Genomic DNA, 15176 nt, shown 5'->3' with positions numbered 1-15176 from the left:
GGCGGCCATGGACGTCAGGGACGACACGACACAGGCCCCCACCCCCGCCACCGTCACGGACGACCCCCCGCGCGCGATCTCCCGGCGGCTGCGGATGATCACCGTCATCGCCACCTTCGGCGGACTCCTCTTCGGCTATGACACCGGCGTCATCAACGGCGCCCTGCCCTATATGACCGACGACCTGGGCCTCACCCCGGTCACCGAGGGCATGGTCACCAGCTCCCTGCTGCTGGGCGCGGCCCTCGGCGCCGTCGTCGGCGGGCGGATGTCGGACGCGCGTGGCAGACGGCGTACGATCCTCACCCTCGCCGTGCTGTTCTTCGTCGGCGCGCTCGGCGCCACCCTCGCACCGACCACCGCGGTGATGATCGTGGCACGGTTCGTGCTCGGCCTCGCCGTCGGTGGCGCGTCGGTGACCGTGCCCGTCTATCTCGCCGAGGTCTCCCCCGCGGAGCGGCGCGGCGCGCTGGTCACCCGCAATGAACTCATGATCGTCAGTGGCCAGCTGCTGGCCTTCACCTCCAACGCGATCATCGCGAACGTCGGTGGCGAGAGCGGCGGTGTCTGGCGCTGGATGCTGGTGATCGCCACCGCCCCGGCCGTCGTCCTCTGGTTCGGCATGCTGGTGATGCCGGAGAGCCCCCGCTGGCTGGCCTCCCAGAGCCGCTTCAACGACGCCCTGGACGTGCTCAAGCAGGTGCGCTCGCAGGCGCGGGCCGAGGCGGAGCTCGCCGAGGTGTCCGCGCTCGCCGTCAAGGACGAGCGGGAGAAGCTCGGCGGCTGGCAGGACGTGAAGTCGGTGCCGTGGGTGCGCAAGCTGATGTTCATCGGCTTCGGCATCGCCATCGTGCAGCAGATCACCGGCGTCAACACGATCATGTACTACGGCACCCAGATCCTCACCGACGCCGGCTTCGCCTCCGACAGCGCGCTGACCGCCAACATCGCCAACGGCGTGATCTCGGTGCTGGCCACCTTCGTCGGCATCTGGCTGCTGGGCCGGGTCGACCGCCGCCCCATGCTGATGACGGGGCAGCTCGGCACGACGGCGGCCCTGCTGCTCATCGGCGTGTTCTCCCTGGTGCTGCCCGCCGGGGACGGCAGGGCGTACGCCGTGCTCGCCATGACGATCACCTTCCTCGCCTTCCAGCAGGGCGCGATCTCGCCGGTGACCTGGCTGATGCTCTCGGAGATCTTCCCGATGCGGATGCGCGGCTTCGGCATGGGGGTGGCGGCCGTGGTGCTGTGGCTGACCAACTTCGTGATCGGCCTGGTCTTCCCGTCCCTGGTCTCCGGCATCGGGATCTCCAACACCTTCTTCCTCTTCGTGGTGGCGGGGATCTTCTCCCTGGTCTTCGTCAAGCGCTACGTCCCCGAGACCAGGGGCCACAGCCTCGAAACCCTCGAAGCCGAACTCCGGACGCGCTTCTCCTGACCCCACTCTCCAAGGACAGACCATGACCGTACGTGTAGGCGTCATCGGCGCCGGAATGATCGGCCAGGACCACATCAGGCGCCTCACCGACGTCGTCACCGGCGCCACCGTCACCGCCGTGACCGACATCGACCCGGCCCGTGCCGCCGAGGTCGCGGCCCGGGTGGGCGCGGTGGCACCGGCCACCGGCGCTGAACTGATCGCCTCCCCCGAGGTGGACGCCGTCCTCGTCACCTCCTGGGGCCCCACCCACGCCGAGCATGTGCTGAACGCGATCGCGGCCGGCAAGCCGGTGTTCTGCGAGAAGCCCCTCGCCACCACCGCCGAGGACTGTCTGCGCATCGTCGACGCCGAGCGCGCCCACGGCCGCCGCCTCGTCCAGGTCGGCTTCATGCGCCGCTTCGACGCCGGCTACCGCCAGATGAAGGAGGTCATCGCCGCCGGCTCGTTGGGCACACCGCTGATCGTGCACTGCGCCCACCGCAACCCGACGGTCCCCGAGTCGTACACCTCGGCGATGGCCGCCCAGGACACGGCCGTGCACGAGATCGACGTGCTGCGCTGGCTGCTGGACGACGAGATCGTCTCCGCCCAGGTGATCACACCGCGCGCCACGGGCATGCGGTTCGAGCACCTCGCGGACCCTCAGCTCATGTACTTCGAGACGGCGAACGGCGTCCGTATCGACCTGGAGGTCTTCGTCAACTGCCAGTACGGCTATGACATCCAGTGCGAGACCGTCGGTGAGAAGGGCCTGGTCCGGCTGCCCGACCCGGCCGCCGTCGGGGTCCGTACCGCCGGAGCGCACGGCACGGCGGTCCCGCAGGACTGGAAGGGCCGGTTCGCGGACGCCTTCGACACGGAGTTCCGCGAGTGGATCGCCGGCATCGCGGCCGGTGTCGAGCCCACCGGGCCCTCCGCGTGGGACGGCTATGCCGCCACCGTCATCACCGACGCCGCCGTCCGCTCGCTGGAGAGTGGCGGTCAGGTCGTCACCGTCGACATGAAGCCCCGCCCGGCCTGCTACGGAGGCACCTCGTGAAGATCGCCCTCGACCCGTACATGTTCCGCGCCCTGCCGATCGACGACATGGTGCGCACAGTGGCCGAGCTCGGCTATGAGTACATCGAGCTGTCGCCGCGCGACGACTTCATGCCGTTCTTCCTGCACCCGCGGGCGGACGACGAGCGGATCGCCGAGCTGAAGAGGTCGCTGCGCACCCACGGTGTGCGGCTGTCCTCCGTGCTCCCGCTGTACAAGTGGTCCTCGCCCGACGAGACCGAGCGGCAGGCCGCCGTCCGCTACTGGAAGCGCATGATCGAGATCACCGCGGACCTGGAATGTCCGCTGATGAACTCGGAGTTCAACGGCCGCCCGGAGCGAGCCGCGGAGAGCGAGGCGGCCTTCTGGCGCTCCCTGGACGAGCTGCTGCCGCTGTTCGAGCGGGAGGGCATCGCCCTGAACCTGGAGGCGCATCCGGACGACTTCTGCGAGGAGAACACCCCCGCGGTCGATCTCGTCCGCGCCATCGACAAACCCTGGGTGAACTACCTCTACTGCGCTCCGCACTCCTTCCATCTGTCCGGCGCCGACCCGACGGCGGACATCGCGGCGATGATGCGCTACGCGGGCGACAGGCTCCGCCACGTCCACATCGCCGACTCCTTCAACCACAAGGGATCGTCGGGCCTGCGCTACATCCTCAACCCGCCCGGCACCACGGCCCGGATCCACCAGCACCTGGACATCGGGCAGGGCGAGGTCGACTGGGGCGCCTTCTTCGGCACCCTGCGCGAGCTGGACTTCGACGGCGTGGCCACCGCGTGTGTCTTCGCCTGGGAGGAGCGGGCGCGCGAGTCCTCGGCGTTCATGCTGGACCGCATCGCCAAGGAACTCGCCGCGTAGGCGGCCTGACCCACGGCGAACTCACGGGCGAACGCACGACGAAGGGGAGGCCGTGATCGGCCTCCCCTTCCAGGCGTGTGCGGTCAGCGCAGGCGCAGCGCCTCGCGGAGGGTGCCGAACAGATCGGTCTGGTTGGTCACGCCGAGCACCCGGTAGGCCAGCGGGCCCTGGGCGGCGATGCGGACCTGGGTGCCGGTGTGCTCCTGGGACTGGCCCGGCGTGTTGGTCGAGTAGTTGACCTTGAGCTGCTGGCCCTCGTCGGTGACCAGGGTGGAGGACAGGCCGGGCGGGGTGGCCTCCAGCGGGACGATCTGGCTGGTGTGGCCGTGGTCGGCGGTGGTGACGACGAGGGTGTCGGGGTGCTTGGCGGCGTAGTCGCGGGCCACCTTCACCGCACGGTCGAAGGCGGCGGTCTCGCCGATCTGGCCGCACGGGTCGGCCGCGTGGTCCTGCTTGTCGATGGAGGCGCCCTCGATCTGGAGGAAGAAGCCCTTCCCCGAGCCCTTCTGCTTGGCCTCCAGCAGGTCGATCGCCTTGGTGGCGGAGTCGGCCAGGCTCGGCGTGGTCGACGGGCGGTTGGGGTTGGAGGTCACACACCGCTGCGGGCCCGTGCCACCGACGGCGGCCGCCTTGCCGGTCCATTCGGTGGGCACGTTGCCGGAGGAGAGCAGGCCCAGCACCGGCTTGCCCGCCTTCGCGCTCTTCAGGCCGGCGGAGTCGGTGACCACCTGGTAGCCCAGCTTCTGTGCCTGCTCGGTGACGGTCTGGCCCTTGTAGGCGCCGTCGGTGATCTTCTGGTCGAACCGCTGCTTGCCACCGCCGATGAGGACGTCGACCTTGTGGCTGACGGACTGCTCGGCGATCGAGCCGGGGCCGCCCTTCGCGATGGTGTCGGTGGGGCACTTGGCCATGTCGGCCGGGCCCTGGCAGGAGCGGTCGGTGACATGGGAGGCGAGCACGGCCGGGGTGGCGTCGGTGAGCTCGGAGGTGGTGACGCTGCCGGTGGCGTAGCCGTTCTTCTGCGCCTGCTCCAGGATGGTGGGGACGGCCTTGTCGGTGTCCGGCGTCTTGGAGATGCGGCCGTTGACCGTCTTCACGCCGGTCGCCCAGCCGGTGCCGCTGGCGGCGGAGTCGGTGACGTAGTCCGGGGTGCCGTCCGCGTGCACCGCGTACGTGGTGTAGGCGCCGGTGAGCGGGAACTTGTCCATGTTCAGGCGGCCGTTCGCGCCCACCGTGTAGTCACGGGCGAGCGTGATCTCCGAGTCGCCCATGCCGTCACCGATCAGCAGGATGACGTTCTTCGCCTTTCCGCCCTTGATCGCGTTCTCGGCCTGCGTCTTGCCGTCGGAGGCGCCGGCGGCGGCGGTGACGGCCACGGCGGCGGCGGTCGCGGTGACCGCGGCGGTGGCGATCGTGAGATGACGACGCGAAGGTCTGTGCATGGAAGCAGCTCCTTGGGACGCCCGAGGGGGGCGGGTGTAGATGCCAACGAATCCGACGACATCAGCCATGGGTGAACCGATGGGAAATTCGCGGTCCTGCCCGTATTTCCATGACATGGCGCGTTGGCCGTCGCCGCTGGGCTGTCTGCCGGTCAGCGATCGCCCTTGTGCGGTGCCGCGGCGCCTGTTCGCTCGAAGCGGCCCCGGAACGGCGGGAGTTCCGCACCGCGCGGGGCGCGGGTGGCGGCGGAGACGGCCACCATCACCACGGCGTTGAAGGCGAGGGCGATGACGCCCACGTTGAGGTCCTTCACCGCCTGGGGAAGCCCCGGCAGCAGGCTGCCCACCGTGACGCCGGAGAGGGTGACGACGGCGACCGTGGTGACCCCGACGACGATGCCCGCGGCCGCTCCCTGTTTGGTGACGATCCGCCGTGGCGCGAGGCTCGCCAGCAGTGCGGGGAAGAGCTGAGTGACCAGGGCGTAGCCCATGAGCAGCAGCGAGACGATCGAGCTGCCGCCGTTGAAGGTGAAGTAGAGGGAGATCAGGGCGAGGGCCGGCACGAGCAGTTGCGCGAGGCGGCCGATGTGCCGCTCGCTGGTGTGGGGCCGGGCGAGGCGGTAGACGTTCTTCGCCAGGCAGGTCGCGGAGCTCATGAGCAGCAGCGAGCCTGGGACCAGCGCGGTGAGCAGCCCGGCGCCGCCGACGATGCCGACGAACCACGAGGGGAAGGTGGCGGTGGTGATGCGCAGCAGGGACAGATCCGCGTCGGCGCCCTTGAGGCCGGGCACGACCAGGATGGCGGTGAAGCCGACGAAGAAGACGAAGAGCAGGATGAGCTGGTAGAGCGGCATGAAGATGGCGTTGCGGCGGAAGACACGTTCGTTCTGGGCGCTGTAGGAGGCGCTGAAGGTGTGCGGCCACATGTAGAAGCCGACCGCCGAGAGCAGCACGGTGGACGCGAACCACGAGGTGCTCATGCCGCTGGAGGGCAGGGTGAGGAGCTGGGGGTGGGCCTCGTCCACCGCCCGGAACATCTCCCCGACGCCGCCGTAGTAGTGCAACGGCAGATAGATGCCCAGGATGAGGACGACCGCGAGGATGGCGACGTCCTTGAGCACCGAGGTCCAGGCCGAGCCGTGGATGCCCGAGACCGTCACATAGAGGGTCAGCGCGACCGTGCCGATCACGATGGCCCAATGGGAGGAGATACGGCCGTCGGAGGAGACGGACACGATGATCCCCAGCCCCTTCAGCTGGAGGACGAGGTAGGGCACCATCGCGACGACCCCAACAAGGGCCACCAGCGCGCCGAGCAACGGGCTGTCGTACTTGGCGACGAAGAAGTCGGACTGCGAGATCAGCCGGTGCTGCTTGGCGTAGCGCCACACGGCCGGCAGCAGCCAGTACGACAGGACGTAGGCGAGCGAGGCGTAACAGAGGATGTAGTAGGCGGGTGCGCCCTTGCCGTAGGCCCATCCCGAGGCGCCGAGGAAGGTGAAGGTCGTGTAGATCTCGCCGGCCAGCAGCAGGAAGACGAAGACCGTCCCGAAGCCGCGGCCGCCCACCGACCACTGTTCGAGATCCATGTCCCTGCCGCGGCGGGCGCGGAGCCCCAGGCCCAGGGCCGCGAGGAGGAAGGCGAAGATGACGGCGAGGGCGATCATGAGTTCCGCGCCTCCCGGTTCGCCGGGTCCAGACGGTAGATGACGGCCATGGTCACCGAGATCAGAACGACCCACATGACCAGCCAGAAGAGGATGAACGGCATACCGAGGACGTAGGGCGTCACCCGGTTCGCGAAGAAGATTCCCCCGAGGATCCCGAGGAACGGGATCGCGCCGAGCAGATGGATGGGTTTCACGTCGAGAACCTCCTGAGCCGGGCCGTACACCGCTGCATCAGGGCCTCGCCAACTGACCAGACGGGGCCCGTCTTTCGCCATGCGGAATCAAATTTTCGATTGGCAGATGTATAGGTCCGCCCCGAGGGCCTGTCAAGGCTTTGCGCGTCCGGACGAACGGGGGGTTGTTATTCCGCGATGCAGAAAATACTATCCGCATCTCAGAAGTTGCATAGCGACCCTCGGCCGGGAGAACTGATGAAGCACCGACTTCCCTGCACCGTCAATCTGTCGATCCTGTTCACCGAGCTGCCACTGCTGGAGCGTCCGGGCGCCGCCAGGGCCGCGGGGTTCGACGCGGTCGAGTACTGGTGGCCCTACGCGACGGCCGTGCCGACGGACGCCGAGGCCGACGCATTCGTCCGGGCGGTGCGTGACGCCGGTGTGCGGCTGACGGGGCTGAACTTCTACGCCGGGGACATGCCCGGGGGCGACCGTGGCCTGGTGTCCTGGCCGGCCCGGGCGGCGGAGTTCCGCGACAACATCGATGCCGCCGTGGCGATCGGCGAGCAGTTGGGGTGCCGGTCGTTCAACGCCCTGTACGGCAACCGGATCGACGGCGTCGCCCCGGCGGAACAGGACGACCTGGCGGTGGAGAACCTGGCGCTGGCGGCCAGGGCCGCGGAGCGCGTCGGCGGCACGGTCCTGCTGGAGCCGGTCAGCGGCGCCCCGGCGTACCCTCTGCGCACCGCGGCGGACGCGCTCGCCGTGATCGACCGGGTGGCGGCCGAGTCCGGCACCGGAAACCTCCGCCTTCTGGCCGACCTCTACCACCTCGCCGTCAACGGCGACGACGTGTCCGGTGTCATCGCCGCCCACGCCGACCGCATCGGACATGTACAGATCGCGGACGCCCCCGGACGGGGAGCGCCCGGTACGGGACAGCTGGACCTCGACGGGCTGCTGCTCGACCTCCAGGCCGTGGGCTACGCCGGCCGGGTGGGTCTGGAGTACAAGCCCGAGGGCCCGAGCGCGGACAGCTTCGGCTGGCTCCCCCGCGACCGGCGCGGCGGCGGCCGCCCCTCCTGACCGACCGGGACAGCCCCGGCCATACAAAGAACCCGACCACACGCATGACACGAAGGAACCCACGATGAGTACCACTTCCCGGAAGATCGCCTTTATCGGCCTGGGCATCATGGGCGGCCCGATGGCCGCCAACCTGGTGCGGGCCGGACACACCGTCACCGGCTACAGCCGCGGCCGCGCGGCCGTCGACGCCCTGGTCACGGCCGGTGGCCGGGGCGCCGACACCATCGCCGAGGCGGTGCGCGACGCCGAGGTCGTGATCACCATGGTCCCGGCCGACCCGCAGGTGAAAGAGGTCGCCCTCGGCGAGGGCGGCGTCCTGGAACACGCTACGCCCGGCACCTTGCTGATCGACATGAGCAGCATCACCCCGCAGACCTCTCGGGAGGTGGCGGCCGCCGCGCGCGACAAAGGCGTCCGTACGCTCGACGCCCCGGTGTCCGGCGGGGAGGCGGGCGCCATCGAGGGCGTCCTGTCCATCATGGTCGGTGGCGAACCGGACGACTTCGCCGACGCGTGGCCGGTGTTCGAGGCGCTGGGCACCACCATCGTGCACATGGGCCCGCACGGGGCCGGGCAGACGGTCAAGGCCGCCAATCAGCTGATGGTGGCCATCCACCTCCAGGCGCTGGCCGAGGCCGTGGTGTTCCTGGAGAACGCCGGGGTGGACCTGAACGCGGCACTGGAGGTGCTGGGCGGCGGCCTGGCCGGCTCCACCGTCCTGGCCCGCAAGCGGGAGACGGTGCTCACCCGCGACTTCAGGCCCGGCTTCCGGATCGACCTGCACCACAAGGACATGGGCATCGTCACCGACGCCGCGCGCGCGGTGGGCGCGCCCCTGCCCGTGGGCGCCCTCGTCGCCCAGCTGGTCGCCTCGGCCCGCGCCTGCGGCGACGGCGACCTGGACCACTCCGCGCTGCTGCGCGGAGTCGAGCGGCTGGCCGGCCGCGACCCGCGCTGAACCCACGTCTTTCGACGGACCGACTTCGATGGACCGACCGACAGGAGCATCCTCATGGCTCGCATGACCGCGGCCCAGGCGGCGGTGGAGATCCTCAAGCGCGAGGGCACCACCCATGTCTTCGGCCTGCCCGGCGCGGCGATCAACCCCTTCTACTCCGCGATGCGCACCAACGGTGGACTGACCCATGTGCTCGCCCGGCATGTCGAGGGCGCCTCGCACATGGCCGAGGGCTACACCCGCGCCAGGGCCGGGAACATCGGGGTCTGCGTGGGCACCAGCGGCCCCGCGGGCACCGACATGATCACCGGCCTGTACTCGGCGAGCGCCGATTCGATCCCGATCCTGTGCATCACCGGCCAGGCGCCGGTGGCCAGGCTCCACAAGGAGGACTTCCAGGCCGTCGACATCGCCTCGATCGCGGCGCCGCTGACCAAGATGGCGATGACCGTCCTCGAACCCGCCCAGGTGCCCGGCGCGTTTCAGCAGGCCTTCCATCTGATGCGGTCGGGCCGGCCCGGACCGGTGCTGATCGATCTGCCCATCGACGTCCAGCTGGCCGAGATCGAGTTCGACCCGGAGACGTACGCGCCGCTGCCGGTGTACAAGCCGTCGGCCACCCGAGCACAGATCGACAAGGCCGTCGAACTGCTCCAGGCCGCCGACCGGCCGCTGATCGTGGCCGGAGGCGGGGTCATCAACGCCGACGCGAGCGAGCTGCTGGTGGAGTTCGCCCAGCTGACCGGGGTGCCGGTGGTGCCCACGCTCATGGGCTGGGGCGCCATCCCCGACGACCACCCGCTCATGGCCGGCATGGCCGGACTCCAGACCTCCCACCGCTACGGCAACGCCACCCTGCTCGCGTCCGACTTCGTCCTCGGCATCGGCAACCGCTGGGCCAACCGCCACACCGGCGGCCTCGACACGTACACCCGGGGCCGCACCTTCGTCCACGTCGACATCGAACCCACCCAGATCGGCCGGGTCTTCGCCCCGCACCTGGGCATCGTCTCCGACGCCAGGTCCGCGCTGGAACTGTTCGTCCAGGCGGCGAGGGAACTGCGGGCCGCGGGAGCCCTCAGGGACCGCGGCGACTGGGCCGACAGCTGTCGGCGGCGCAAGGGCACCCTGCTCCGCAGGACCCACTTCGACCAGGTGCCGGTCAAACCGCAGCGGGTCTACGAGGAGATGAACAAGGCGTTCGGGCGCGACACGCGCTACGTCTCGACGATCGGTCTCTCCCAGATCCAGGCCGCGCAGCTGCTCCATGTCCACCGCCCCCGGCACTGGATCAACGCCGGCCAGGCCGGCCCGCTGGGCTGGACCGTCCCCGCCGCCCTGGGCGTCGCGACGGCCGAGCCGGACGCCACCGTCGTCGCCCTCTCCGGCGACTACGACTTCCAGTTCATGATCGAGGAACTCGCGGTCGGCGCCCAGTTCCGGATCCCCTACCTCCATGTGGTGGTCAACAACGCCTACCTCGGCCTGATCCGCCAGGCCCAGCGCGGCTTCGACATGGACTACTGCGTCCAGCTGTCCTTCGACAACATCAACGCCCCCGAGGTGGGCGGCTACGGCGTCGACCACGTCAAGGTCGCCGAAGGGCTGGGCTGCAAGGCCATCCGCGTCTTCGAACCCGACCGCATCGCGCCCGCTCTGGCCGAGGCCAAGAAGCTCATGGCCGAGCACCGGGTGCCGGTGGTCGTCGAGGTCATCCTCGAACGCGTCACCAATGTCTCGATGGGCACCGAGCTCGACGACATCACCGAGTTCGAGGAACTGGCCACCCGTCCCGGCCACGCTCCGACGGCCCTCCGCACGGCCCTCGGACTGGAACTGTAATAGCCACTACCCCCTTGCGCCCCTATACTCCGATGGATGCAGTCCACGACGATCAGGGGCGCCGTCGTGCACGACGCGGCGCGCCTCACCACGCTGATCCAGCAGTCCAGCGCCTACCGGGGGAAGTACGCCTCGATCATCTCCGGGTATCGGGTCACCGCCGACTACATCGCCCGGCACCGGGTCTTCATGGCCGTCGACGCGTCCGGTCGGCTGCTGGGCTTCTACGCCCTCATGGTGGACCCGCCGGAGTTGGACCTGGCCTTCGTGGCGGATGAAGCACAGGGAACGGGCGTCGGCCGCCTTCTGGTCGAGCACATGATCGGCCAGGCCAGGGAAGCCGGTCTGCCGAGCGTGCGCGTGGTTGCCCATCCCCCGGCCGAGGGGTTCTACCGGCGCCTGGGCGCCACGCGGGTGGGGACGGTCGCTCCGTCGCTGCCGAGGGTGGCCTGGGAACGCCCGGAGTTGCGGTTCACCATCCCCTGACGAGGCGCGGCCGGATCCCGCTCGGTCCCATGAGGGGGGAACGGCAGTTCGGGAAGGTGCTGTTGGCGATGACTGCCTTACCCTGACACAAGTTTGATCACAGAATCGGACGAGCGCTCAGGCGTACGGATCGCATCCGGACAACAGCACAGACGGGGGACGCACATGGGAAGTGACATCGCATGGGCGGAATGAAGCTCTATTCACTCGAATCCAACGATCCGCGGCGGCTCGGCCCCTACCGGCTGCTGCGGCGGATCGCCACCGGCGGCATGGGCCGTATCTACCTCGCCCGGCAGGAGGCCCCCGGGACCCCCGCGAGCCCGGCCGGGCCCACCGGAACCGTGGTGGACCACGGGCTCGTCGCGGTCAAGACGCTCCTCGCGGAGGGGATGGTGAGCCGGCCGGACCGCGAGCGGTTCGCCCGCGAGGTGGAGCTGGCCGGGCGGGTCGACAGCACGTACACCGCCACGGTGCTCGACGCCAACGCGAAGGCGGAACGCCCCTGGCTCGCCATCGAGTTCATTCCGGCGCCCAGCCTGGCCGAACTCGTCGTGAGCGCCGGGACACTGCCCGCCGACGCGGTGCGCTGGGTCGCGGCCGGGGCCGCGCGGGCGCTGGTCGAGCTGCACGGTCTGGGCGTCGTCCACCGGGACATCAAACCCCTGAACATACTGCTCCCCCAGGACCGCCCCCGCCTCATCGACTTCGGCATCTCGCACGCCCACGACCACACCAGCTCGACGACGACCATCGGCACCTTCGCGTTCACATCGCCGGAACAGGCGTGCGGCAAGAAGTCCACCGCCGCGTCCGACATGTACTCCCTGGGCGCCACGCTCTTCTTCCTCGCGGTCGGCCGCCCGCCGTACGAGCAGACCGACCACTCCTTCGGGGTCCTCGCCCTCGTCCAGCGCGCCGAGCTCGACACCAGCGGGCTGCCGACGGAGCTGGAACCGCTGATCCTCCCCCTGCTGGAGCTCGACCCCGAGCGGCGCCCCGCTCCGTCCGACGTGCTGCGGGACGTCCTCGCCGACCTCGACCGGGCCGCGGCGGACCAGGGCGCCGAGCGGTGGCTGCCGCGGGAGTGGACCGCGCTGATCGAGGAGTACGCGGAGCAGGGGCGCCAACTGCGCGACCGGGCCCTGGACTTCGAGGCGGCCGAAGCGCCGACTCAGGTGAAGGTCGAGGGCGCTCCGGACGGGGCGCACGAGGCGGTCAGCGAGATGCGCGAGCAACTGGAGGCCCTGCGCAAGCAGCGGGACGCCTTGGTGCGGGCGCAGTCCGAGGAGCGGGCGGAGGCGGAGGCGCGGGAGCTCGCGCGCCAGGAAGAGGAGGAGCGCAGGCGCAGGGAACAGGCGCGGAAGGAAGAGGCGGAACGCAGGGAGCGGGAGCGCAAGGAACAGGAGCGGAAGAAGAAGGAGCAGAGGGAGCAGAAGGAACGCGAACGGAAGGAGAGCCAGCGCAAGGAACGCGAGCGCATAGCGCGCGAGAAGACCGAGACCGCCGCCAAGAACAAGAGCACCGGCGCGACAGCGGCCAAGCAACCCGCCAAGAATTCGGGTTCCTCCGAAGGCTGGGGCGGTCTGCTCGTGGTCGCGCTCATCATCGGAGCCCTGATCTGGCAGCCCTGGGACAAGAAGGACGACGACACCCCGACGAGCAGCCCCACCCCGCGTTTCACCCTCTCCAGCAGCGGGGGCGGCACCAGCGGCCTCGGCGGCGACGACACCGAGACCGACAGCTCCTCAAGCTCCTCAAGCTCCTCCAGTTCGTCGAGCTCGTCGAGCGGCGGCTCCGATGACACCGAGCCCGAACCCGAACCGGAGACCACCTCCCCCGAGCCCGAGCCCGACCCCACCGAAGAGGCCTTCAAGGCCGTCTCGTCCGGGGACTGCCTGGACGTCGTCGACACCGGCTACGGCGGCCTGACCAAGTACGACTGGAGCGAGGAGAAGCCGAACACGACGTCCTGCGGCTACGGGACGCGGGTGAAGGTCACCGGCACCGCCGACGACTGCCCGTCCGGCGTGGCCAAGGCCACCTGGTCGTACTACTCCACCAGCAGCGGTGAGCGGACCGCGCTGTGCCTCACCGGCCAGTACCGCCAGGGTGACTGCCTGCTCGCCAAGCACGAGGGCAGCAACATCAGCAGCATCGCGATGCTGTCGTCCCCGAACTGCACGGACCGGAAGGTCCCCGTCGCGTACAACGAGATCCTGGTCGTCACGGACATCTACCGGGCGAACGCGAGCACCGGCACCGAGGTCTGCCGCCATGGGCAGTACGACATGAACACGTACTGGTCCACGAAGGTGGACGACGGCGCGACGCTGCTGTGCCTGAAGGCGTACGACTGACGCGGCCGGACGGCCGGGCCCGGGCATCGACCAGGCGTCAGTGTGCCGGCGGGATTCGGTAGACGGAGACATGAGAACGCGACTCGGCGGTGAATTCGGCGCCGTCCCAGTCCGCATGCCTGGCCTCCAGCTCGAATCCGGCCAGCTGAGCCATGAGGTCGAGCTCGGCCGGCCAGATGTAGCGGTGGGGGCTGCGGGACAGCTCTGCCTGCCTGGTCTCGTCGAATCGGAAGTGGTGCGATACGACCTGCTGGTTCAGCACGTCGTAGGTGTCCAGACCGATGTACCCGGGGTCGGAGTGCCAGACGGTGGCCGTCTGGCCCGGTGGGAGTTTGCGCAGCTCGGGTACCCAGAGCTCGACCACGAACCGGCCACCGGGCGCGAGGTGGCGGGCGGCGTTGCGGAAACACTCGACCTGCTCGGCCTGGGTGAGCAGGTTGGAGATGGTGTTGTAGACGAGGTAGACCAGGGTGTACTCGCCCGGGGCGACGGTGGTCGCCATGTGACCCATGATCACGGGGAGCGTCGCCTCGTCCACCTTGGTACGCAGTCGCTCCACCATCGGCCGCGACAGCTCGATGCCGGTGACGGGGACTCCGCGCTCGGCGAGCGGGATGGCCACCCGGCCGGTGCCGATGGCGAACTCGAGCGCCTCGCCCTCCCCTGCGAGCCGGGCGAGGCGGTCCACGGTCGGTCCCAGGATCTCGGGGGCGAACATGCCGGATCCGGGCGTGTCATAGCGCTGGGCGGTCTCAGCGTCCCAGATGTTCTCCTGCTGCATTCCGCCAAGGCTCGCCTCTCGGCTGAGTACTGTCCAGCGAATACGCGCCCCGGCCGGAGCCGGCCGGGCCGGACCGGGATGCCTGGCTGTTCCATTCGCCGTCACCGAGGATCAGGACCGGGTCGAACATGACGACGGCGCCGGCCAGGATCAGGAAGATGACCGGGCCCAGCAGCATGGGCAGCAGCAGAGAGACTCCGGACGGGCCACTGGCCGCCTGTGCCGTATCGCTGTGGAGGTGGACACTCACGGCGGCCATGCCGGTGTAGTGCATGCCTGAGACGGCGAGGCCCATCACAAGGCTGGCGCCGAGGGAGCGCAGGAAGCCACGGACGGACACCGCGGCCCACAGCGCCGCCGTCGCGGCGACGAGGGCGATGACCACCGAGAGGGCCACGGTGACCGCGTCGTAGCGGATGACGCCGTTGAGCCGTATCGCGGACATCCCGAGGTAGTGCATGGCCGCGACGCCCAGCCCGGTGATGGTTCCGGCCACGGTGAGAGTGGCCGGGGCGGCACCGCGGTAGCCGACGATGAACACGCCCGCGGAGACCACCACGATCGCGACCATCAGACTGAGCACGGTCAGCGGCACGTCGTAGGTGACGGGCGTCTGGCGCACGGAGAAACCGGTCATGGCGATGAAGTGCATCGTCCAGATGCCACAGCCCAGAGACGCGGCTCCCAGAGCAAGCCACCCCGGTCTCCATCCGGGACTACGGTGCACCGTGCGCACGACGCAGCGCAGGCCCAGTGCCGACCCCAGGCAGGCCATCACATAGGCGGCCACCGGTGTCACCAGTCCGTAGCTGAAACCGTCGATCGTGCCGTTCATCCACGCCCTCCCCAATTTCCATGGACACGGCAGATATTGAGGCTGTTTTCGGCCAGGAGCAGCAAGCCCTTACCGGTAGTAGCGGTTGAGTCTTACGAGATCGTTATTGGCGTCATATGACCCCTGAATGTGTCGGCGCCCCGCGCCCCTGACTGCCGCTCAAGGAGCCGCGTGTGCAAACCTGTTGACGGTGG

Annotated in this window: 13 protein-coding genes; 8 read left to right on the top strand and 5 right to left on the bottom strand. The window is 69.5% G+C overall.

The features are described 5' to 3' along the window. The first annotated feature begins 7 nt into the window (after window positions 1–7). From ACH4S9_RS27160 to ACH4S9_RS27150, 3 genes are read left to right on the top strand one after another with little or no spacing between them, the layout of a single operon-like run. Entirely contained in the window at window positions 8–1438 is a 1431-nt protein-coding gene (locus ACH4S9_RS27160; RefSeq protein ID WP_398374153.1) for a sugar porter family MFS transporter, read from the top strand. Between the two features lie 22 nt (window positions 1439–1460). Beyond that, window positions 1461–2480: a Gfo/Idh/MocA family oxidoreductase gene (locus ACH4S9_RS27155; protein WP_311722063.1), complete on the top strand. Its 1020-nt coding sequence runs from the start codon at window positions 1461–1463 to the stop codon at window positions 2478–2480. Then, entirely contained in the window at window positions 2477–3343 is an 867-nt protein-coding gene (locus ACH4S9_RS27150; RefSeq protein ID WP_358845102.1) for a sugar phosphate isomerase/epimerase, read from the top strand. The genes ACH4S9_RS27155 and ACH4S9_RS27150 overlap by 4 nt, the downstream gene beginning before the upstream one ends. Before the next feature lie 83 nt (window positions 3344–3426). Here ACH4S9_RS27150 and ACH4S9_RS27145 read toward each other — a convergent pair whose 3' ends face one another. From ACH4S9_RS27145 to ACH4S9_RS27135, 3 genes are all read right to left on the bottom strand, one after another. Continuing rightward, entirely contained in the window at window positions 3427–4785 is a 1359-nt protein-coding gene (locus ACH4S9_RS27145; RefSeq protein ID WP_398374150.1) for an alkaline phosphatase, read from the bottom strand. A 152-nt stretch (window positions 4786–4937) separates the two neighbouring features. Next, entirely contained in the window at window positions 4938–6452 is a 1515-nt protein-coding gene (locus tag ACH4S9_RS27140) for a sodium:solute symporter (protein WP_311722060.1), read from the bottom strand. Next, a complete protein-coding gene (locus ACH4S9_RS27135) occupies window positions 6449–6649 on the bottom strand; it encodes a DUF3311 domain-containing protein (protein WP_398374148.1) in 201 nt (66 codons plus the stop codon). The genes ACH4S9_RS27140 and ACH4S9_RS27135 overlap by 4 nt, the downstream gene beginning before the upstream one ends. 237 nt (window positions 6650–6886) lie before the next feature. Here ACH4S9_RS27135 and ACH4S9_RS27130 point away from each other — a divergent pair, with 237 nt between their 5' ends. From ACH4S9_RS27130 to ACH4S9_RS27110, 5 genes are all read left to right on the top strand, one after another. Continuing rightward, window positions 6887–7717, top strand: coding sequence for a hydroxypyruvate isomerase family protein (locus ACH4S9_RS27130; protein WP_398374147.1), 831 nt, complete (start codon window positions 6887–6889; stop codon window positions 7715–7717). Window positions 7718–7781: 64 nt separating this feature from the next. After that, window positions 7782–8678 carry a 2-hydroxy-3-oxopropionate reductase gene (locus ACH4S9_RS27125; protein WP_398374146.1) on the top strand — a complete coding sequence of 299 codons (897 nt, stop codon included), beginning with the start codon at window positions 7782–7784 and terminating at the stop codon, window positions 8676–8678. Between the two features lie 54 nt (window positions 8679–8732). Continuing rightward, the gene (gene gcl, locus ACH4S9_RS27120; RefSeq protein ID WP_398374145.1) at window positions 8733–10520 is read left to right on the top strand and encodes a glyoxylate carboligase; all 1788 of its coding nucleotides are present in this window, start codon (window positions 8733–8735) and stop codon (window positions 10518–10520) included. A gap of 36 nt (window positions 10521–10556) precedes the next feature. Next, entirely contained in the window at window positions 10557–11006 is a 450-nt protein-coding gene (locus ACH4S9_RS27115) for a GNAT family N-acetyltransferase (protein WP_311722055.1), read from the top strand. Between the two features lie 191 nt (window positions 11007–11197). Beyond that, entirely contained in the window at window positions 11198–13366 is a 2169-nt protein-coding gene (locus tag ACH4S9_RS27110; RefSeq protein WP_398374144.1) for a protein kinase, read from the top strand. A 37-nt stretch (window positions 13367–13403) separates the two neighbouring features. Here ACH4S9_RS27110 and ACH4S9_RS27105 read toward each other — a convergent pair whose 3' ends face one another. Beyond that, on the bottom strand, window positions 13404–14147 hold the full coding sequence (locus ACH4S9_RS27105; RefSeq protein ID WP_398374143.1) for a class I SAM-dependent DNA methyltransferase: 744 nt from the start codon (window positions 14145–14147) through the stop codon (window positions 13404–13406). Then, window positions 14119–14982, bottom strand: coding sequence for an MHYT domain-containing protein (locus ACH4S9_RS27100; protein WP_311722052.1), 864 nt, complete (start codon window positions 14980–14982; stop codon window positions 14119–14121). The genes ACH4S9_RS27105 and ACH4S9_RS27100 overlap by 29 nt, the downstream gene beginning before the upstream one ends. Window positions 14983–15176 lie beyond the last annotated feature (194 nt).

Source organism: Streptomyces sp. NPDC021225, from assembly GCF_044332865.1.
In the GTDB taxonomy this organism is placed as follows: domain Bacteria; phylum Actinomycetota; class Actinomycetes; order Streptomycetales; family Streptomycetaceae; genus Streptomyces.
This window is presented reverse-complemented; position numbering and strand designations above follow the sequence as displayed.

Excerpts from the sequence above, each read along its gene's own strand:
- ACH4S9_RS27160 (WP_398374153.1), top strand. The coding sequence starts at position 8 with ATGGACGTCAGGGACGACACGACACAGGCCCCCACCCCCGCCACCGTC.
- ACH4S9_RS27155 (WP_311722063.1), top strand. The coding sequence starts at position 1,461 with ATGACCGTACGTGTAGGCGTCATCGGCGCCGGAATGATCGGCCAGGAC.
- ACH4S9_RS27145 (WP_398374150.1), bottom strand. The coding sequence starts at position 4,785 with ATGCACAGACCTTCGCGTCGTCATCTCACGATCGCCACCGCCGCGGTC.
- ACH4S9_RS27140 (WP_311722060.1), bottom strand. The coding sequence starts at position 6,452 with ATGATCGCCCTCGCCGTCATCTTCGCCTTCCTCCTCGCGGCCCTGGGC.
- ACH4S9_RS27130 (WP_398374147.1), top strand. The coding sequence starts at position 6,887 with ATGAAGCACCGACTTCCCTGCACCGTCAATCTGTCGATCCTGTTCACC.
- ACH4S9_RS27125 (WP_398374146.1), top strand. The coding sequence starts at position 7,782 with ATGAGTACCACTTCCCGGAAGATCGCCTTTATCGGCCTGGGCATCATG.
- gcl (WP_398374145.1), top strand. The coding sequence starts at position 8,733 with ATGGCTCGCATGACCGCGGCCCAGGCGGCGGTGGAGATCCTCAAGCGC.
- ACH4S9_RS27115 (WP_311722055.1), top strand. The coding sequence starts at position 10,557 with ATGCAGTCCACGACGATCAGGGGCGCCGTCGTGCACGACGCGGCGCGC.
- ACH4S9_RS27110 (WP_398374144.1), top strand. The coding sequence starts at position 11,198 with ATGAAGCTCTATTCACTCGAATCCAACGATCCGCGGCGGCTCGGCCCC.
- ACH4S9_RS27105 (WP_398374143.1), bottom strand. The coding sequence starts at position 14,147 with ATGCAGCAGGAGAACATCTGGGACGCTGAGACCGCCCAGCGCTATGAC.
- ACH4S9_RS27100 (WP_311722052.1), bottom strand. The coding sequence starts at position 14,982 with ATGAACGGCACGATCGACGGTTTCAGCTACGGACTGGTGACACCGGTG.